The following is a 20,781-nucleotide window of genomic DNA, read 5'->3' as shown; positions in this document are numbered from 1 at the left end:
AACCTATTACTTTAACCAAATTTTATAACCATGAAGAATGCACTTTTATCGGGTATTATTATAGGCGTATTAAGCGGCATATGGATGTTTGCCATGCACAGCTTGGGGGTTACACCCAGCACAGATAAGGTAGCGCCTGTTGAATACTTTTCGTTCCTGATACCGGCAATAGGTTTGTATTTTGGCATCAGAAGTTACCGCGCGCAGGATTGTAAGGGGAAGATGGGTTTTTTGGAAGCGCTGATACAAAGCTTTAAAATATTAATAGTAGGGGGTATTATTGCCGTTTTTGGCGCTATACTCTATATTAGCTACATATCTGCCGGAAACAATATCCGCGATTTTTCGGGCAGGATATTTGGTGCTTTGCTGGTTGGTGTTTTACTGGCCTTTGGGGTATCGTTACTGTTTCACAACAAGTCGAACAAGGTTGATTAAAAAGCTGTTTTCAAAATATTTTGAACTTCTTTTCTGGATAGCAGCTATGCTGTCGCTGGCTTTTACTGCTCCGCAGGCCGAATCGCATTTTACATTGTGCCCGTTAAAACTAATGGGTATTACCTGGTGCCCGGGCTGCGGCCTGGGCCACGCCATCATTTACCTGTTTCATGGCGACATCCGCAATTCCTTTCATTCACACTGGCTGGGCATTCCCGCTGTGCTTATTATTTTTCATCGCATTTATATTTTAGGGAAAGACCGCCTTGGTTACGGACGGAGATTTGAGAACCCGGGGAATCATGTTTCTTAAATAAGAGCTATCGATCCTTAACATGTTTTCCTTTTGTCATTGCGAGGAGGAACGACGAAGCAATCGCGAATAATACGAGTTCTCTCTGTAAAGTATGCGATTGCCGCGCTACGCTCGCAATGACATAGCTTTCATAAATACTATTCACGCAAAATTATTTTACCGCCAAAACCTGCCAACTCACCGACTTGTTGAGGCTGCTAACCAGTTTTACATTGGCGTTTTTTGCCCTGCGTTATACCTTTATATCATAAAACAAACAGTAAACTTAAACACTACTAAGATGAACACTTACCAAAATCCATATATGATGTTTGACGGGATGACACCCGAAGAATTTGCCTTTTTGCAACAGGCCTCAGCTTCATTAACAGAAAACCAGCTGAGATATTTTATGAGTATTTACGGTGGTAAAAGAAAAAATCCGCAGGATATTATGTTGGCCACCTTATTAGGTTTTCTCGGTGTATCAGGGGTACAGCGCTTTCTGACCGATCAGATTGGCATGGGACTATTATACTTTTTTACAGCCGGCTTTTGCTTCATCGGTACTATTGTTGACCTTATTAATTATAAAAATATAGCTAACGACTATAACAAACAGATGGCTTTTGAAAGCTTCAATATTGCTAAAATGAGCAACTAAACGTTTCTTCGGGAACCATAGTTTCACTATATATCAAAAAAAATCCACCTTCTGTTATGAGGTGGATTTTTTAGTTTTAGAATATTCCCTTTCGTCATGCCGAACTTGTTTCGGCATCCCATGAGCTAATTCTACCGGTAGACGTAACCTTCTGTTGGGATGCCGAAACGAGTTCGGCATGACGAGTTGAGCGGGGGTTACTTCGCCAGAGCCTTATCTCTTACAGCCTTAAACTCCGAGCCAGTTTTCCAACCAGGGAAAGTGCTTTCATTGCTTAGCTTGGTACCCACACGGTAGAGGATATCGGCTACCTGTGCCATACCGGTTGCATCCATATCTGCGGAGTAATTATCGGCAGGTTGGTGATAGCGGTTGTCACCATATTCTTTTTGCTGCTGCTCGCCATAACCGGCACCATGTGTTTTGCTGTCGCTGCCATTGTTAATATCAAGCGCGGGTACACCTTGTTTGGCAAAGTTAAAATGGTCTGAACGGTAATAACTGCCTGAACCTGGGTGACGGTCGCCTATAAGCGTAAGGCCATCTTGTTTGGCTACTTCGGCTACATAATCTTCAAGATCATTTTGCCCTTTACCTGTGATGGCAATGTCTTTGGTTTCGCCATAATTTCCAAGCGCATCCATGTTCAGATCGGCAATGGTTTTATTGAGCGGATATACAGGATGAGTGGCATAGTACTCTGAACCAAGCAAGCCCTGTTCTTCGGCGGTAACCGCTAAAAATACAATAGAACGTTTCGGTTTATCCTTAGCTTGCTGAAAGGCCTTAGCTACGCTAATGATAGCCGCAACACCACTTGCATTATCAACCGCACCATTGTAAATGCTATCACCTTTGGCATCGGGTTTTCCTATGCCCAGGTGGTCCCAGTGGGCGCTGTATAACACATATTCATCGGGCTGGGTGCTGCCTTTCAAAGTGCCAATTACGTTGTGCGAAGTAGAATATTTAAGCTTGTTTTTGATGGACAACGATACATTCATATTCAGCAGAATAGCCTTGAAGTCTTTCTTTCGGGCAAGGGCACGGATATCGCCGGTAATACCTGCTGCTGCCAATAGCTTTTTGCCGGCATCCTCAGTTACCCAGCCTTCAACCTTACAACGTGACAAGTGCTTGTCTTTTTGAGTAAGGTAAAGTTTTGCACCCGTATTGCTGTTTGAAACAACATCCCAACCGTAGCTGGCAGGCTCTGTTTGGTGTATAATGAGCACCCCCGCAGCGCCTTGACGGGCTGCTTCTTCAAATTTGTAGGTCCAGCGGCCATAGTAGGTCATGGTATCGCCTTTGAAAAACGTTGGGTCGCCGTTTTTAAAACCCGGATCATTCACTAATACTACCACTGTTTTACCTTTTACATCAAGGCCGGCATAATCGTTCCAATGATATTCCGGTGCAACAACACCGTATCCTGCAAAAACAAGCGGCGAATTTTTAAGCTGTACCGAATCGATCTCCTGGCGACTAAACGTTACAAAATCAGTTGAGGGGTGTAAACTCATTGATGTTTTCCCGCTGATCTGCATAGTTGCGGATGGGGTGCTGGTAATCTCTACCATGGGTACATCCTGAAAATAGCTACCGTTGTTGCCCGGCTCTAACCCAGCCTTTTTAAACTCGGAAGCGATATAGGCTGTAGCTTTTGTTTCGCCTTCGGTAAAAGGTTTACGTCCCATTAAAGAGTCAGCAGCTAATATTGCAATGTGTGATTTTATTTCATCGGCTGACATGGCCTTTGCGGCTTCCTGTCCTGTCTTTTTATCCTGAGTGCATCCGGTTAGTAAGGCAAATCCGGTTAATGCAAGTAAGTAATGGTATCTGTTTTTCATACATGATGGAATTAACCCAAATGTAATTAAAGCAGCGGCTTACTGCAAGGGACGTAAGGTGATTTGAAGACTTACGAAGTTTTTAAACTTCGTAAGTCTAAAGGGGGCTCTTTATAAAGCTTAGAGATGGCTTCGTTCCTCGCAATGACGCGAGTGTATGTTTAAGGATTACTTAATCAATCCACTCAAACTTGGTATATGGCACCAGTACCTCCGGTATTTTAATGCCTTTTTCTGTCTGGTTGTTTTCCAGCAAGGTTGCTACAATACGCGGCAAAGCAAGGGCGCTCCCGTTTAGGGTATGGGCCAGCTGGGTTTTACCTTCTGCATTACGGAAACGCAGTTTTAAGCGGTTGCTCTGGAATGTTTCAAAGTTTGATACAGATGACACTTCCAGCCAGCGTTGCTGTGCCGCGCTCCAGGTTTCCATATCATAAGTAAGGGCAGAGCCAAAACCCATATCGCCGCCGCATAAACGTAACACGCGGTATGGCAGACCTAAATTTTGTAATAATCCCTGAACATGGGTGCTCATTTGCTCCAGTATCTCGTATGATTTGTCAGGATGTGCTACCTGTACAATTTCTACCTTATCAAACTGATGCAGGCGGTTAAGTCCCCTCACATGAGCCCCATATGAACCCGCCTCACGACGGAAGCATGGCGTATGCCCGCAATGTTTTACAGGCAATTCATCGGCCTTTAATATCACATCGCGAAACATATTGGTGATCGGCACTTCGGCGGTAGGTATCAGGTATAAATTATCTAAACCTACAAAATACATCTGGCCCTCCTTATCGGGCAGCTGTGATGTCCCAAAACCAGAGGCTTCGTTAACCATTAGCGGTACGCTTACTTCGCTGTAGCCCGCTTTCTCGGCTTCATCAATAAAATAATTGATCAATGCGCGTTGCAGTTTAGCGCCTTTGTTTTTATATACCGGGAAACCAGCTCCGGTTATTTTAACACCCAGTTCAAAATCAATCAGGTTATATTTAGCCGCGAGTTCCCAGTGAGCCAAGGCTGTAGATGGAAGTTCGGGTTTGCTGCCGTTTTCCAATACTACCTCGTTATCCTGGGGGGTTAAACCTTTGGGTACAGAACTGTGTGGAAGGTTGGGCAATAAAACCAGTTTTTGATATAGTTCTTCTTCAATAAAGGTAAGCTGTTCACCAAGTTTTTTGATCTCTTCTTTCCAGGCACCGGTTTTTGATTTAATGGCTTCTGCCTCATCTTTTTTACCGTTGCGCATCAAATCACCAATTTGTTTGGCTGCGGCATTGGCCTCGGCCGAAACGTTATCCAGGCTGGTTTGAGTTTGACGACGTTTGTCATCTAACCCTATAATTTCATCAACCAGTTGGGTCTGTTTAAAATTTTTTACAGCCAAACGTTCCAAAACCTGTTCCCGGTTATCGCGGATATAACTAACTTGCAGCATTTAATTTATTTTTAGGCAAAGATATAATTAGTTCATAGTTTATGGTTCATTGTTCATGGCTCATTTTGAAAATTAATGCCACCAATGCCATACCATGAACCATTATCCATGAACTATGAGCGAAAGAGGCAAACTATATTTAGTACCCACCCCAATTGGTAATTTAGAAGATATTACCTTTAGAGCTATACGTGTTTTAAAGGAGGCCGATCTTATTTTGGCTGAGGATACACGTACTTCCGCACCCTTACTGAAACATTTTGACATTCATCAAAAAGTGTTTTCGCACCATCAGCATAATGAGCACCAGTCATCAAACGAGATCGTGAAGTTTTTGCTGGAAGGGAAAAACATAGCCCTGATATCTGACGCGGGAACACCGGCTATATCTGACCCGGGGTTTTACCTGGTACGCGAAGCTTTAAAGTTTGATATTGCAGTAGAATGCCTGCCTGGGGCCACCGCTTTTGTACCCGCGCTGGTAAATTCAGGCTTCCCAACAGACAGGTTTTGCTTTGAAGGATTTTTACCGCTGAAAAAAGGACGCCAAACACGCTACAAAATATTAGCCGAAGAAGAGCGTACATTGATACTGTATGAGTCGCCGCACCGTTTATTGAAAACACTTGATGAAATGGCCACTTATTTTGGTGCCGACAGGCAATTATCTGTATCACGCGAACTCACCAAAATGTTTGAAGAAACGGTTCGTGGTACGGTAACAGAGGTTAAGCAATATTATGAAACGCACCCTGCAAAGGGAGAGTTCGTGATTTGTGTAGCAGGAGCCGAAGCAAAAAGCTCAAAAAACAAGTATAAAGACGAAGAGGAATAAGATAAAAGAGGCTGTCATGCTGAGCTTGTTGAAGGACAAGCGCAAAGGCTCTCCCACCATGCTTCGACAAGCTCAGCATGACAGCCAGAAGAAATTAATATAAATGAAAAAAAATCTTCCGTTAGCCATTCTTTCCGGTTTATTACTTTGGATAGGGTGGCCGCCAACACCTTATACCACCTTGTTGCTGTTTATTGGGTTTGTACCTATGCTGCTGGCAATGGAAAATATTATCCAATCAACAACAGTAAAAAAAGGACGGCAGATATTTAATGTAACCTTCATCGGCTTTTTTGTTTGGAACGTGGCATCGGTGTATTGGGTTTATAACGCGTTAAAGATAGTAGGCGATCTGGTGGCTATCCCAATTACGCTTATCCCATATTCGCTGGGACCCTTGCTTATGGCTTTCGCGTGCTGGTTTTACTATCGTTTAAGGTTATTGACCAGCAGGGGCTGGAGTCTTGCCGGCTTGGTTTGCCTTTGGATCGGTTATGAATATCTGCACCAGAGTTGGGACCTAAACTTCCCGTGGATGACCCTGGGTAACGGCTTTGCTGTAAGCCACCAGTGGGTGCAGTGGTATGAGTATACTGGTGTTTATGGCGGCACTATTTGGGTGTGGGCACTTAATATATTGGCATTTTTGATTTATGTAGGACTACGCGAGGCACAACCAAAAACTTTACGTTTAAAATATATTGTAGCTTTTGCGTTGATTTTGGTGCTGCCGCTTAGCTTTTCATTGTTTGCTTATTACAATTATACCGAGCAAAAAAATCCATCGAACATTGTGGTTGTTCAGCCCAATATTGATCCGTATGAAAAGGAGGGAACTATACCTACATTACAGCAGATAGCCATTATGAGCCATCTTTCGGATAGCATAGGCCAACGTAATACGGAGTTCTTTTTATGGCCCGAAACAGCTATACCTGATTATATGGATGAAGATCGCATACAATCAAGCAATTCATTTATACAGGCTAAGCGGTTTTTAACAAAATTCAAAAATGGCAACCTGCTAACCGGGGGTGAAACCTATAAAATTTATAATAACCGGGCCACTTCAACAGCTACACCAACACAGGATGGCTTATTTGCCGATAGTTTTAGCACCGCTTTAAATATTGAAAATGGCGATCAGGTGCAGTTTTATCATAAATCGCGCTTGGTGCCGGGGGCCGAATCATTGCCATTTGGGAACACGCTGTCGTTTTTAAAACCTGTATTTGAACATTTGGGTGGTGCTACGGGTGCATATGGCAGTCAGCCAGATGCGGAGGTTTTTTATTCGCAAAGCGGTATTGGTGTTGATCCTGTAATTTGTTTCGAGTCTATCTGGGGAGGATATGTGGCCCGTTCGGTGAAAAAAGGAGCCCAATTTATTGCGGTTATTACTAATGATGGTTGGTGGGAGAATACATCCGGTAAAGACCAGCACCTGGATTATGCCAAACTTAGGGCTATTGAAACCCGCAGATGGGTGGCGCGGTCGGCCAATACGGGTATTTCGGCATTTATCAATCAACGCGGCGATGTGGTACAACAAACCAAGTGGTGGACACGCACTGCTCTTAAACAGGACATTAACCTTAACTCCGAACTTACTTTTTACACAAAGCATGGAGATTACCTGCCCAAAACAGGAAGCACGGTGGCGGTATTGCTTATAGGATTTGTGGTTGTTGGGCCAAGATTCAGAAAGCGCAGGGTTGCTTAATCATTTCTTGCCGTCATGCCGAACCTGTTTCGGCATCCCAAAAGCTAATTTGTTGTATCGAATGCGGAATACTTGTCCAGAGATCCTGAAACAAGTTCAGGATGACGATAGTTTATTTACTCCTCGTTTCGTTTCAGGATAAAGGCCATCAGGTCATTGATGGGTTGTTTGATGATCTTACCGGTTTTTACACCTTGTTTATGGCAAAGTTCGGTTAGTTCTTCAGCAAAGAAATACGCTATAGATCCAACAAAATGGCATTTATACCGGTGATATTCCGGGTACGATTTGATATTGCTTTCAATAAACTCCAGCAGTCCCTTTTCTAATAAAGCCTGTCCGTATGGGGTTGTTTTAATCTCGCTTACAAATTTTGAGAATGTGGCCAGGTAGGTATTGGCATTAGGCTTTTGGTAAACATTCTTAATCACAATCTCTTTGTTGATGCCATATTCCTTATCAAACTTTTCGCTGATATCGGCAGGCATATTGCCGTACAAAAAATCGGTGATTAGGGCTTTGCCAAACCAGGTTCCGGCACCCTCATCTCCCAAAACAAAGCCCAAACCATGCTGACCGTCGTGGATGTTCTCGCCATCAAAAAAGGAGATGTTTGAGCCTGTACCCATTACACAGCAAAGGCCTTTTTCGTGCCCGCAGGTTGCATACGCGCAACCCAACAAATCACTATCGACACTTATAAAAGCCTTATTAAAAAGCTGACTGATGGCGTTTGAAACAATTTCATGCCTGTCGGGGCTTGAGCAGCCAGCGCCAAAAAAATATATTTCGGTAATATCATTGGCGTAGGCTACCATTTCGGGCACCTGGTCCTGTATTACTTTGGCTATTTCCTTTTCGGTTAAAAAGTAAGGGTTTAACCCGGTTGTTTTAAATGATATTGACTCTTGCTGCGGGGTTGTAAGCAGCCAGTCTGTTTTTGAAGATCCGCTATCGGCGACTAAGATCATGGACAAATTTCTTCGAGCGATTTAAGCGTTAATGGCTTATGAATAAACTGGGTAATATACTTGTTTCCTAACGATTCCTTCAGGTCAGTAGGATCAAGGGATGAGGATAGCATAAATATTTTAATGCCATCTTTATCCATTGGAAGCGCATCATACTCCTGCAAAAACTCAAAGCCGGTCATCAGGGGCATCCGGATATCTAAAAAAATAACATCGGGTTTTACTGAACCTTCCCTAAGCAAGTCAATGGCCTCGGCAGGTGATTGGCAAACAATTATCTGCTCTGCAAAATTGCTGCTTTCCAAAATCCTGCGCGAAATGAAATTATCGATATAACTATCGTCAATTAAAAGGCAGGTTTTGTATGGATTTAACATCGCTTCAAAAATAGCTTTTTATCGTAATTTAAAAAATATACTTTTTCGTTATTGTTTAATATCTATACTATTGGTGATTTGCTTTAAAGTAACCTCGGCAAGTTTTGATTGATACTGAGCCGTAAAGAACTTTGATTGCGCATCAAGATAATTACGTTGGGCCTCCCTGATCTCCAATGGAGTAATGTTGCCCAGCTTATATTTCTCTAACGATATGTCCAGGTTCTTCTTGGCAATTACCATATTGGCTTCACCCAGTTTTATCAGATCGAGCCCGGATAAATAGCTCACGTAAAAATTGCTGATCTGCGCCTCAACATTAAGCCGGGTTTGTTTGGCGGTAATCGTAGCGTTGTCAATTTGTATTTTGGCGTTCCTTTCCCTGCGATTTTGGTTAAAACCATCAAAAATATTAATGGTAGCGGTTAAGCCGTAATTTAAACCATGTACATTTTGCGATAGGGTAAAGCCCGCGGGTGTTTTACTGTTTGAAAATGTATAGCCTGATGTTACGCCAATTTGCGGGTAACGGGTTGCGCGTACCTGTTTCAAATTAATTTCGGCCAGGCGTTTATTGATTTGTGCCGATAATATTGCCGGGTTTTGCAGTTGGGCGCTGTTAATAATCTCGGCAAGTACCAGTTTGTTGTCAATAACCATGGTGTCAACTACCGAAAAATCAGTTTGCGGATCGCGGATCAGCAATTGATTCAGCTGTATTTTAATGGCCTTAAATTGCTGGTATTGGGTAACCAGGTTGGCGGTATCGGTATTGAGGTTTACCTGTGCATTTAAAACATCAAGCCTTGAGGCACGGCCTACCTGAAACTTATCGTTGGCATAATGCAACTGGGTACGTGAAATATCAATGGCGCCCTTTAAGGCCTTTATTTGCTCGTTTTGGCTAACCAGATCATAGTACGTAGTGATTACGTTGGCAACAGTACTTTGTACAGTATCTTTTAAACGGATAGCGCCGAGGGTATCCAAAGTTTTTAACTGGGAGTAATTGGCAAACATACCAAAGCCATCAAAAATGGTCCAGTTAAGGTTTACTCCATAATTGTTGTTGGAGTTATGCGCGTTGATATTGTTAATGGTGCCGTCGTTACGGGTTTGCTTGGTTTTTTGGCGACTGTCTGTCGTGCTAAAATCGCCGCTTACTTGTGGCAATACTCCCGCATTACCCAGGGTAACGTTATTTGATGCTATGCTTGAGTTATTTTGCGACAGCTTGATATTATAGTTGTTTTTCAGGGCAATCTCTATGGCATCTTTAAGGGTGAGCACAGGAGCATCCTGTGCCCGTACCGTTATACTGAAAACAATGCTGCAGAAAATAAAGAAAGCTATTTTTTTAGTGATCATATCGCTTAGTAGTTTTCAATCAGTTTAGGGGTTTTCTCTTCATGTACCTCCATGTCTTCAGGGTCATGATCAGGGTCGCGACGGGTTTTTGAAGCAAAAATCACGTACATCAGCGGGATGATATAAAGTGTTAATACCAGCGAAAACAACATACCACCCATAATTACAATGCCTAATGATACACGGCTTTTTGCACCGGCACCCAGCGCAAAGGCAATTGGCACGGCACCAAGCACCACGGCTAAACTGGTCATTAATATTGGGCGTAAACGGGCGGTAGCGGCTTCAATTGCGGCTTCGTATTTGGCTACACCATGTTCCATGCGCTGGTTGGCAAACTCCACAATGAGGATACCGTTTTTGGTTACCAAACCTACAAGGGTAATGATACCGATCTCGCTGAATATATTGAGAGTTTGGTTAAACAGCCAAAGCGATAAAAACGCGCCCGAAATAGCCAGCGGCACGGTAAGCATCACTATGAATGGGTCCATGAAACTTTCAAATTGTGCTGCAAGTACCAGATATATCAGTAACAAGGCAAAACCAAAGGCAAACAGGATGTTTGATGAACCCTCGGCATAATCCCGTGATGGGCCGCTAAGCGCTGTGCTGAAGGTATCGTCAAGTAAGCTGGCGGCAATGCGGTCCATCTCTTTAATACCATCACCAACGGTACGGCCGGGAGCTAAACCCGCCGATACGGTGGCCGATTTATAACGATTAAAGTGATAAATCGCCGGCGGTGTAGCGCCTTCTGTTACTTTTACTACGTTATCCAGCTGTACCAGGCCGCCTTTTGTGCTACGCAGGTAAACCGATTTCAGGTCAAGGGGTTGATCGCGGTTAGCCCTGTCAACCTGGGCAATTACCTGGTACTGTTTTCCGTTGATCAGGAAATAATCCAAACGGCCGGCACTATAGTATAATTGCAGTGTTTGAGCTATATCATCAACGGAAACCCCGAGATCACGGGCACGGTCACGATCGGTAATTACCCGAAGCTCAGGCTTCGTGAATTTCAGGTTAACGTCGGTTCCCTGGAATACGGGGCTTTTAGAAACCTCGGCAAAAAACTCCGGTAACACCTTACGTATCTTTTCAAAATCCTGATTCTGTATAACGTACTGCACCGGGAGCGAGGTACGCGCACCGCTACCACCACCGCTTATGGTTTGTTCCTGTATTACAATGGCACGGGCATCGGGCATTTTGCTTAGCTTTTTACTGAGCCAGTCGGCAATATGCTGTTGCGAGCGCCCCCTTTCATCAGGAGCAACCAAGCCTATACGGCCGAAGCCGGAGTTGGATGAGCCGCCACCAAATGAAGGTGAAACGATCTCGAAGTTAACCTTTGCCTCGGGAATAGAATCATCAACCAGTTGCGATACCTTATCCATGTATTTGGTCATGTACTCATAGGTTGCTCCTTCAGACCCTGTAACGCTGTAGCGCAGTAAGCTACGGTCATCAAGCGGGGCAAGCTCTGATGGGATAACATTAACCAAAACGCCAATGATGATGATGGATACAGCCAGTATAACAAACGATACCCAGCGTACTTTCATAAACTTAACCAGGGTTTCGGTATAAGAGTTGGTCATGTTTACGAAGAAAGGCTCCGTACGCTCATAAAACTTTGATTTTTTGTTGTTTTTACGAATCAGTTTTACATTCAGCATCGGCGTTAGCGACAATGATACAAATGCTGATATCAGTACCGCCCCGGCTACTACCACCGCAAACTCACGGAATAATCTGCCGGTAAATCCCTGTAAAAACACAATGGGTAAAAACACCGCCGCCAGGGTAACGGATGTAGATACCACCGCGAAAAATATCTCGGCCGAGCCTTCAAATGCGGCTTTACGGATAGCCATCCCGGCTTCAACCTTTTTATAAATATTCTCGGTTACCACAATACCATCATCCACAACCAGGCCCGTTGCCAATACTATACCCAACAAGGTTAATATGTTAATGGAGAAACCAAAAATATACATGATGAAGAATGCTCCTATCAGTGATACCGGTATATCTATTAACGGACGGAAGGCGATCAGCCAATCACGGAAGAACAGATAAATGATAATAACCACCAACACAAAAGAAATGATCAGTGTTTCCTGCACCTCGGTGATAGATTGGTTGATGAAACGTGTGTTATCCAAAGCCACCTTTACCTTAATATCCGGAGGAAGATCTTTTTTGATCTGGTCAAGGCGTTTGTAAAAGTCTTTGGCAATCTGTACATAGTTGGCTCCCGGTTGCGGTACAATGGCCAAACCAATCATGGGTACGCCCGACTCTTTGAAGATAGTTTCCTCGTTGGCTGAACCCAAAACAGCATAACCCACATCGCGCAGGCGAACAACCCGGTTACTGTCTGACCGGATAATCAGATCGTTAAAATCTTTTTCGGTTGATAGTTTACCCAGAGCCCTGATGGTAACCTCGGTATTGTTACCCTCAATTTTACCGGCTGGGAGCTCCACGTTCTCTTTGCTGAGCGCCGCGCCAATATCCGTTGCGGTTACACCCTGGGCAGATAGTTTATTAGGATCAATCCATAAACGCATGGCGTATTGGCGCTGACCCTGTATGTTGATAGTACTTACACCTGGGATGGTTTGCAGGCCTTCCTGCAATACGTTCTCGGCATAATCGTCCAGCTGGTTAATGTTGCGGGTATCGCTCTGTACTTCCAGGGTAATGATCTGATCGGCGCTGGCATCGGCTTTGGTAACCACCGGTGGGGCGTCAATATCCTGCGGTAACTGGCGCTGTGCCTGTCCTACCTTATCGCGCACGTCGTTAGCAGCAGTTTCCAGATCGGCATCCAGGTCAAACTCAACCGTGATGTTACTTGAACCCACAGAACTGGTTGATGACAGGTTACGGATACCCGGAACACCATTGATGGCCTTCTCCAACGGCTCGGTGATCTGCGATTCAATTACATCGGCGTTGGCACCTGCGTAACTGGTTGATACCGAAATAATAGGCGGATCAACAGAGGGGAAATCCCGCACCCCTAAAAATTTGTAGCCGATAATACCGAATACTACAATAACTACTGACATTACTGTAGCCAGTACCGGCCTTTTTATACTAACTGAGGATAAACTCATAGCTTTTTACTTAATTACTTTAGCAATTTTTAAAGGAACCTTTGGTCGCATTTGTATTATACCCGAAACTACCACGCTGTCGCCAGGTTTTAAGCCATCAATGATCTGTATTTTGGTATCGGTACGCATATCTGTTTTTACAGCCTGGGGTGTAGCCACACCATTTTTATACAGGTAAACCAGGTTGCTTTTTAAATCGGGTATAACGGCCTGTGTTGGCAGCAAAATGGTTTTAGGTATCTGATCAAGCGTTAAATTGATCTTGGCAAAGCTGCCCGCTGTAAGTAAACCCTTAGGGTTGGGTGCTTTGGCGCGTACGGTAATGGTGCGTGAGTTAACATCAATTGATGGGTCAATAGCGTACACGGTAGCAGTAAAGGTTTCTCTCGAGCTTTCGGTATTTAACTTGATTTTGCTGCCTGAGCCGATTATTGATAAATATCTTTCCGGTACAGAAAAAGTAACCTTAGCCGGATCAATGTTTACAAGCTGTGCAATTGGAGTTTGTGGCGACAAATATCCCCCGGGGCTCACGTTCCTTAAGCCAATGGTCCCTGAAAACGGTGCCCGGATCTCGGTACGTTGTATTTGGGCCTTAATCACATCTCCCTGTGCTTTTAAGGAGTTGAGAGAAGTTAAGGAGGTATCGTATTCCTGTTGGCTAATGGCTTCCTTTTGCAGTAATATTTTATTGCGGTACTCATTTTGTTTAGCCAGTGTTTCCTGGTATTTAACCTGTTTTAGCGAAGCCTCCAGATCCTGGTTGTATACTTTAACCAGTAGTTGGCCTTTTTGTACCCGGGTGCCCTCGGTAAAATATATCCCGGTAATACTGCCTGCGGTTTGGCTTACCAGGCTAACTTTTTCATTAGCATCAATTGATCCGGTTACATCAATAACATTATTCACTGCGGTATCTTTCACAATCATGACATTAACTGATACAGGGCCGGTTTTGCGTTTTCCACCCTTGCCGCCGGCGGCCATTGCCGCAGCAGATTCTTTAGCTCCGGGGCTGAAAAACTTGTTGTAGATTAAATAGGCAACCAGCAAAGCCAGCGCGGTGTAAATGATATACCTTGTTCTCATATGGAATTAATCATGTAGTGATTTAGTTTTTAATTAGGCGGTAGTTAAGGGCTTGATGTTGCTTTGCATGCGCAACAGTACACTTTCAAATATTTTCAGGTCTTCTTCAGATATGCCTGCAGTTATATTCGTGTTAATGTTTTTAAACGTTTCTACGATGTGCGGTACAGCTTCTTTAGCTTTTTGAGTAACTTTTAACAATTGTTCGCGGCGGTCGTTAGGATTGTTTTCGCGATATACGAACCCTTTTTTGGTAAGCAGGTTAATGATATTTACCATTGCCGACTTATCTTTTCCCAGCATCTCGGCCAGCGCCTTTTGCGAAAGCTGGCCGTCATAATAACAAATCAGCGATAAAATATAATGGTACTGGTTCACATCCAGATAGGCCGTATGTTTAGCCAGTACGCTTTGGTATAATTTACCAAGCCGTATCAGTTTTCGCGAAATAGGTTCAATCAATTGCATTGTAATTGTACCTGCAAACTTAAACAGTTGGCTATTAAAATAGTTGCATGTATCAACCATTTTACACGTGCGTATTTATCGCATAAATTTTTTGAAGACATAAAATTTTTAAATTGCGGGCATGAAACCAATTATACATACCGTTACTTCTTTCTTAATACTATTATTTATGAATCAATCTGTAAGTAAGGCGCAAGGCTCATCTAACATATCCTATACCGTTACCTTCCCGGAGGCTCAGGCGCATTATGCAGATGTTGAGATGCATGTTTTGGGCCTGAAACAAAACCAACTCGACCTGAAAATGCCCGTATGGACACCCGGCTCATATTTAGTGAGGGAGTTTGCAAAAAATATAGAGGCTTTTAGTGCTGAAGCCGGAGGAAAACCGATTGCATCGCCCAAGATCAATAAGAATACCTGGCGCATTGCCGCTAAGGGCCTATCGGAGATAACCATTAAATACCGGGTGTATGCCAATGAGGTATCTGTTCGTACCAGCTATATCGATGCTTCACATGGTTTCCTTTCTACCTCAGGGATATTTATTTACCCGGCTAATATGCTTCACCAGCCATCAACCATTCATATTAAACCTTATAAAGGGTGGGATAAAGTATCAACCAGTTTGGAAATGGTTAACGGCGATCCGTTTACACGTGTATCACCCAACTTCGATATCCTGTTCGATTCGCCGATTGAAGTAGGTAACCAGGACGTTTTTGGCTTTGATGTATCGGGTGTAAAATATGAGGTATGTATGTATGGCGGAGGCAATTACGATAAGGAGCGCCTTAAAAAAGATCTGCATAGTATTGTAGAACAGGAAGCTGCTATTTTTGGCGAAAACCCCAACAAGCATTATGTTTTTATAGTACACAATCATTTAAAGGGCGGGGGCGGACTGGAGCACTTGAGTTCCACAGTTTTAGGTGCTTCGCGCGATGCATATGGAACTGAAAAAGGGTATCAGAATTTTTTAGGTTTGGCTGCTCATGAGCATTTCCATTTATGGAATGTAAAGCGCTTGCGCCCGATTGTACTTGGCCCGTTTGATTATGATAACGAAAATTATACAACCAACCTTTGGATTGCCGAAGGCTTTACCGAATATTTTCAGGAGATAGTTGTACGCCGTACTAACCTTTATCCGCCTGAAAATTACCTGGATGTTTTGGCCGGGGAGTTTAATATCCTGGAAAATCTGCCGGGTAAAAATGTTCAAACTGTTGCCGAATCAAGCTTTGATGCATGGATAAAAGCTTATCGCCCAAATGAAAACTCAGGCAATACAACCATATCCTATTATAATAAAGGGGCTATTGTAGGCATGATGCTTGACCTCGAGATCATTAACAGCAGTAAAGGCAAATACTCGCTTGATGATGTAATGAAATACATGTACACCGAATATTATAAAACCAAACAGCGAGGTTATACGGATGCCGAGTTTAAAAAAGGATTTGAAAAATTTGCCGGTAAAAAGCTGGGTGATTTTTATAAAAAATATATAAATGGCTTAACTCCAATTGATTATAATAATTACTTGGGTTATGCCGGGTATAAAATAGTTGATGATCTCGCCGGTAGTAATGACCCTGCTTTAGGGGTGGTAACCTCAACTGCTGCCAATAAAAAGATCATAGTTACCAATGTTGCACGTGGAACATCTGCCTATATTAATGGTATTAACGTTAACGATGAACTGGTTGCTATTGACGATAACCCCATTACCGATGCCGCAACCATGCTAAACGATAAAAAGGTAGGTGATCAAATAAAAGTTAGCATTATCCGCGATGGGTTACCGCTAACCTTGCCTGTAACATTGCTCAGGAACAACCGCGTTAAATATAAAATTGTAGCTGTAGATAATGCCAGCCCGCAGCAACTGCAGGTTCGCAAAAAATGGTTGAGCTTGTAAATTACATATGATTGAGAGACACATTACAGGTGTCTATATAGAAAAATAACCGTAGGGACGTATATGAATGCGTCCCTTTTCTTTTGAATAGCCTTTCAATATCCCTGCATAAATTATATTTTTATCGCTTATGCCATCAGCTGCCGCGTTAAAAAAAATCAGGCCTATACAGTTAATTGCTGTTATTTTCTTTACTGTTTCAGGTGGTCCTTACGGATTAGAACCTTTACTTAGTTACGCCGGCGATCATGGCGCGCTGCTGATACTATTGCTAACACCTTTACTATGGGATGTACCGGCCATATTCACTGTTTTAGAGCTTAACAGCATGATGCCTATTACCGGTGGATATTACAAGTGGGTTAAATATGCGCTGGGTACCCGTTGGGGTTTTTATGAGGGCTGGTGGACCTGGCTTTACACCTTTGTTGATCTGGCCATTTACCCGGTTTTGTTTGTACAATATGCCTCGTTCTTTTTCCCTGTATTGCTGCAGTACCAGGTGCCGGTTTGCCTGCTGATCATATGGGCATCGGCAGGGTTAAATATATTGGGTATTGTACCTGTGGGTAAGGTATCGCTATTTTTAAGTGCGGCGGTGTTGGCTCCCGTAATTGTGCTTATTGTAATGGCGATTCATCATCATGCAGGTGGTTTGGTGGTTCCTGGTCCGTCTTTAAAGGGAATAAATTTTTCATCATTTGGTATGGCCTTGTATACCGTAATGTGGAATTGCCTGGGTTGGGATAACATTACTACCTATGCCGAGGAGGTTGAGCAACCAGTGCGTTCATACCGCATTTCAATGGTGATCGCTTTTTTGTTGGTCATGGTGGTTTATTTGCTCATTACCTGGGTTGCCCAGCAATCGGGTATAAACGATGATACTTTAACCAACGATGGTTTTCCTGCATTGGGTGTGCTGGTTGGTGGCCGTTGGTTGGGTATTGTTATAGCAGCGGGAGGGATGGCCAGTACGCTGGGTATATATGCGGCGGTATTGCTGTCAGTATCACGTGTGCCTCAGGTAATGTCTGAAGATAACTTGCTTCCGAAGGGTTTGAACAAATTGCACAGCAAGTTTAAAACTCCTTATATCTCTATCATTATTTGCTCAATAGTAGTAAGCTTCATGATACTTTGGACATTTGCCGACCTGCTTATTATTGATGTAACCGTATATGGTGCGGGCTTATCGTTGGAGTATGTTTCACTGATCAGGCTCAGATTGAAAGAGCCTCACAAAGAAAGGCCATTCCGCATTCCGTTAGGTGTTACCGGGCTTTGCCTGGCACTGTTGCTGCCCTTTGTTGTTTATGCGGTAGCTTTAGGAGGTGCGCTTTCTTCAACACCAGAAGCGCTTAAGGCAGCGGCGTTTGCAATAGGTACACTATTAAGCGCGGAAATAGCTTGGCGCATCATTTTATTAACCCGGCCTCATTTAAAAACTAAACAATATTGATTTTTAATGCACCGCCTTTGCCAGCAGGTGCACAATGGAGGTATCTAAAATGCTTGAGAGTACGCCTGAAGTGTTTTTGCTCTGTGCTTCCTTACTAAAATCTTCCTGGTAAAATATATGATCAACCCCTAATGCTTTTAAAAGGCCGTCGGTTTTGGTGTGGGCGGTTTTTTTATAGCAGCAAACTTTAATTTTATTATAAGAGGGGTTGCTGCTTATTCTTCTTAAGATCCTTTCTATGTCTTTGATCACATATTCGTGATCTAAAATGATCAGATTAGGCTTAAGTTCATGTATGGTTGGAAAAATAGTGGCTATGGACGAAATATGCCTGAACAGCTGACTTTCAGGCAATAGCTCTACCGGAAAAGTATCGGGAGCTACAAGTAATACATTTTTAGATCGTATGCTGATCATAACCAGTTAATTAGTAGGGCAGGTTAAAATTAAATCATAAATATGATACCAACAAAATATTATTGCGATTTGTAATAATATTGATACAAAAAGCGCTTTTTAAGCGAGCTTATAATGGCTATTTTTTATTTATTATACATATAAGAAAATAAATTAACTTATATCGAGTGTTTATAATGGTATATTTTGACGCATCATACAGCCTTTCAAGCGGTTAAGTCATTATTACGGAATTGAAATATGTTTGTTACGTTATTATTCATAAAATATTAAGCACAAATTATTACCTTGGTTAATAACCTTAACCAAACATCACATGGGCACTCCTGAATTTATACTGTTTATATATCCTGTTATTTTTATTGTAAGTGTTATTATCCTGATTTTAACCGCAAGGCTTGTTTTCAGCATACCTACATTTATAAAATATCAAAAGGCGCAAACCAAACTATTGGCTGAAATGGCCATTGAAAAAGGAGTAGCGCCAAACAGGGTAAATGAAATTTTGCAAGAGATCACCAATTAAAATAAACAGAGATATTTTATAAATAAAAAGGCCCTTTCGCTTCGTTATAACACAAGTGAAAGGGCCTTGATAAATAAAGACAAAGGCTCTTAGGCCGAAAACGCAACCAGACCTTTGGTTATTCTGTTAATGGTTTCTTGTTTGCCCAATGATGCAGCTATATCAAATACATGCGGGCCAAACTTGCTGCCAACAAGCATAATGCGGAATGGCATCATGACATCGCCGATTTTCATTCCTTTTTCTTCAGCAAAGGCTTTAAAGGCGGGCTCTTCCAGTTCGGGTTGTATAGCTTCAATATTGGCTAACTTTTCAATGTATTCCTTAAAAAAATCACCTTTCTGGTCGTTCCATTTCGGTTTAACGGAAGCGAGGTCGTATGATTTTGGTTCTTCAAAAAAGTAGCCTAATTGCTGGTAAAAATCGGGCAATAAAACACAGCGGTCTTTGATCAGATCAATCAAAGTAATTAATCGCTGATCATCAGTTATATTGATATTTTTTTCTGCTAAAATGGTTTTTACATGCGGCAGCAGTGTAGTTGCATCCGAGCGTTTTATCCACTCGGCATTGAACCATTTAGCCTTTTCAAAATCAAATTTAGCGCCGGCTTTATTTACTCGTTCAATAGAGAATTTCTCTATCAGTTCATCAAGCGTAAATATTTCCTGATCGGTACCATCGTTCCAGCCGAGGGTAGCCAGCAAGTTCAAAAACGCCTCAGGTAAAAACCCAAGCTCGCGGAAACCAGGAGTAAGTTCGCCAGTTTTAGCATCAAACCAGCTCATGGCATATACCGGGAAACCCAAGCGGGCGCCATCGCGTTTGCTTAGCTTGCCGTGGCCATCTGGTTTTAATATCAATGGTAAATGCGCCCATTGCGGCATATCGGCTTTCCAGCCAAGGTAATCCCAAAGCAGCAAATGTACCGGGGCAGATGGCAGCCATTCTTCACCGCGAAATGCGTGAGAAATCTTCATTAAGTAATCATCAACCACAACAGCCAAATGATAGGTAGGCATGCCATCGGCTTTAAGCAATACCTTATCATCAACCTGGTTGGTTTCAAAACTTACATGACCGCGTATCATGTCGTGAAAACTAATGGTTTCGTCGGCCGGCATTTTTATGCGGATCACGTGCGGAGTACCTGCGTCAAGCAGGGCATCAACCTCATGTTGTGGTAATGATAATGAATTGCGCAGGCTATCACGATAAGCCTGACCATATTGAAAATTAGGGATTTCCTTGCGGTTTTTGTCCAGCTCTTCTGCAGTATCAAAGGCGTAATAAGCATGGCCCTGCATCACCAGGCGTTCCGCATATTCGCGGTATAGGGCTTTACGTTCGCTTTGGCGGTAAGGAGCATATTGGCCTCCGGCTACCGGACTTTCGTCGGGCTCCAGGCCGCACCACTTTAAGCAATCTAAAATATATTCTTCGGCACCTTCCACATAGCGGGTTTGGTCGGTGTCTTCAATTCTTAAAACAAAATCGCCTTTATGTTTTTTGGCGAATAAATAGTTAAATAATACGGTGCGTACTCCGCCCAGGTGTAAACCACCGGTTGGGCTTGGTGCAAAACGGACTCTTACTTTTTTATCGGTCATGATGTGGCAAAGATAAGTTTTTTACAATGTGCAGATGCGCGGATGTGCAAATATGAGGGTGTGCAGATATGCAGATGTGCGAATGTTCGGGTTCCAGATGCGCAAATAAAATGAATTAAGCAGGCAAAAGTTGCACATTTTAAATCAGCACATCTGCATCCGCACATTTGAAATAATTTTACGTTATTT

18 protein-coding genes are annotated in these 20,781 nt (G+C 42.9%); 8 read left to right on the top strand and 10 right to left on the bottom strand.

All coding sequences use genetic code 11. The annotated features are described in order from the left end of the window. The first annotated feature begins 30 nt into the window (after positions 1-30). The 3 genes from QWZ01_RS20490 (at position 31) to QWZ01_RS20480 (ending at position 1,397) form a co-directional block, all read left to right on the top strand. Positions 31-438 carry a DUF4199 domain-containing protein gene (locus QWZ01_RS20490; protein ID WP_290326621.1) on the top strand — a complete coding sequence of 136 codons (408 nt, stop codon included), beginning with the start codon at positions 31-33 and terminating at the stop codon, positions 436-438. Continuing rightward, complete coding sequence (locus QWZ01_RS20485; protein ID WP_290326619.1) at positions 431-751, top strand: DUF2752 domain-containing protein; 321 nt, start codon at positions 431-433, stop codon at positions 749-751. Before QWZ01_RS20490 ends, QWZ01_RS20485 begins: the two co-directional genes overlap by 8 nt. Before the next feature lie 283 nt (positions 752-1,034). Then, entirely contained in the window at positions 1,035-1,397 is a 363-nt protein-coding gene (locus QWZ01_RS20480) for a TM2 domain-containing protein (protein WP_290326617.1), read from the top strand. A gap of 197 nt (positions 1,398-1,594) precedes the next feature. On the opposite strand, the gene QWZ01_RS20475 is transcribed toward QWZ01_RS20480, so the two are convergent. Both QWZ01_RS20475 and serS read right to left on the bottom strand, forming a co-directional pair. Further along, positions 1,595-3,247, bottom strand: a complete 1,653-nt coding sequence (locus QWZ01_RS20475; protein ID WP_290326615.1) for a M28 family metallopeptidase — start codon at positions 3,245-3,247, stop codon at positions 1,595-1,597. Positions 3,248-3,419: 172 nt separating this feature from the next. Next, entirely contained in the window at positions 3,420-4,691 is a 1,272-nt protein-coding gene (gene serS / locus QWZ01_RS20470; RefSeq protein WP_290326613.1) for a serine--tRNA ligase, read from the bottom strand. Positions 4,692-4,806: 115 nt separating this feature from the next. On the opposite strand from serS, the gene rsmI reads away from it, so the two are divergent. Next, the gene (gene rsmI, locus QWZ01_RS20465) at positions 4,807-5,526 is read left to right on the top strand and encodes a 16S rRNA (cytidine(1402)-2'-O)-methyltransferase (RefSeq protein ID WP_290326611.1); all 720 of its coding nucleotides are present in this window, start codon (positions 4,807-4,809) and stop codon (positions 5,524-5,526) included. Between the two features lie 103 nt (positions 5,527-5,629). Continuing rightward, positions 5,630-7,249, top strand: coding sequence for an apolipoprotein N-acyltransferase (lnt, locus tag QWZ01_RS20460; RefSeq protein ID WP_290326609.1), 1,620 nt, complete (start codon positions 5,630-5,632; stop codon positions 7,247-7,249). A 116-nt stretch (positions 7,250-7,365) separates the two neighbouring features. Here the strand turns inward: lnt and QWZ01_RS20455 are convergent, their stop codons facing one another. Genes QWZ01_RS20455 through QWZ01_RS20430 form a run of 6 tightly spaced genes read right to left on the bottom strand, consistent with a single transcriptional unit; the run spans position 7,366 to position 14,653 of the window. Then, positions 7,366-8,220 carry a BadF/BadG/BcrA/BcrD ATPase family protein gene (locus QWZ01_RS20455; RefSeq protein WP_290326608.1) on the bottom strand — a complete coding sequence of 285 codons (855 nt, stop codon included), beginning with the start codon at positions 8,218-8,220 and terminating at the stop codon, positions 7,366-7,368. Next, the gene (locus QWZ01_RS20450; RefSeq protein ID WP_290326606.1) at positions 8,217-8,597 is read right to left on the bottom strand and encodes a response regulator; all 381 of its coding nucleotides are present in this window, start codon (positions 8,595-8,597) and stop codon (positions 8,217-8,219) included. The genes QWZ01_RS20455 and QWZ01_RS20450 overlap by 4 nt, the downstream gene beginning before the upstream one ends. 48 nt (positions 8,598-8,645) lie before the next feature. Next, positions 8,646-9,965 (bottom strand): TolC family protein, encoded by a 1,320-nt coding sequence (locus QWZ01_RS20445; protein ID WP_290326604.1) that lies wholly within the window; start codon positions 9,963-9,965, stop codon positions 8,646-8,648. Positions 9,966-9,970: 5 nt separating this feature from the next. Continuing rightward, on the bottom strand, positions 9,971-13,096 hold the full coding sequence (locus QWZ01_RS20440; RefSeq protein WP_290326602.1) for an efflux RND transporter permease subunit: 3,126 nt from the start codon (positions 13,094-13,096) through the stop codon (positions 9,971-9,973). Positions 13,097-13,102: 6 nt separating this feature from the next. Continuing rightward, a complete protein-coding gene (locus QWZ01_RS20435) occupies positions 13,103-14,185 on the bottom strand; it encodes an efflux RND transporter periplasmic adaptor subunit (RefSeq protein WP_290326600.1) in 1,083 nt (360 codons plus the stop codon). Positions 14,186-14,218: 33 nt separating this feature from the next. After that, the gene (locus QWZ01_RS20430; protein ID WP_290326599.1) at positions 14,219-14,653 is read right to left on the bottom strand and encodes a MarR family winged helix-turn-helix transcriptional regulator; all 435 of its coding nucleotides are present in this window, start codon (positions 14,651-14,653) and stop codon (positions 14,219-14,221) included. Between the two features lie 121 nt (positions 14,654-14,774). Between QWZ01_RS20430 and QWZ01_RS20425 the strand changes: the two genes are divergently transcribed. Together QWZ01_RS20425 and QWZ01_RS20420 are read left to right on the top strand one after the other, a co-directional pair. Continuing rightward, positions 14,775-16,577, top strand: coding sequence for a M61 family metallopeptidase (locus QWZ01_RS20425; RefSeq protein WP_290326597.1), 1,803 nt, complete (start codon positions 14,775-14,777; stop codon positions 16,575-16,577). Positions 16,578-16,707: 130 nt separating this feature from the next. Further along, complete coding sequence (locus QWZ01_RS20420; protein WP_290326595.1) at positions 16,708-18,039, top strand: APC family permease; 1,332 nt, start codon at positions 16,708-16,710, stop codon at positions 18,037-18,039. A 3-nt stretch (positions 18,040-18,042) separates the two neighbouring features. Here the strand turns inward: QWZ01_RS20420 and QWZ01_RS20415 are convergent, their stop codons facing one another. Continuing rightward, a complete protein-coding gene (locus QWZ01_RS20415; protein ID WP_290326593.1) occupies positions 18,043-18,456 on the bottom strand; it encodes a hypothetical protein in 414 nt (137 codons plus the stop codon). A gap of 316 nt (positions 18,457-18,772) precedes the next feature. Between QWZ01_RS20415 and QWZ01_RS20410 the strand changes: the two genes are divergently transcribed. Continuing rightward, complete coding sequence (locus QWZ01_RS20410) at positions 18,773-18,982, top strand: hypothetical protein (protein ID WP_290326592.1); 210 nt, start codon at positions 18,773-18,775, stop codon at positions 18,980-18,982. Between the two features lie 89 nt (positions 18,983-19,071). Here QWZ01_RS20410 and gltX read toward each other — a convergent pair whose 3' ends face one another. Continuing rightward, a complete protein-coding gene (gltX, locus tag QWZ01_RS20405) occupies positions 19,072-20,592 on the bottom strand; it encodes a glutamate--tRNA ligase (RefSeq protein WP_290326591.1) in 1,521 nt (506 codons plus the stop codon). Positions 20,593-20,781 lie beyond the last annotated feature (189 nt).

It is taken from the genome of Mucilaginibacter aquaedulcis (assembly GCF_030409325.1).
Lineage (GTDB): Bacteria > Bacteroidota > Bacteroidia > Sphingobacteriales > Sphingobacteriaceae > Mucilaginibacter > Mucilaginibacter aquaedulcis.
Note: the sequence above shows the minus strand (reverse complement) of the source record. Positions and strands in the feature narration are given on the sequence as shown.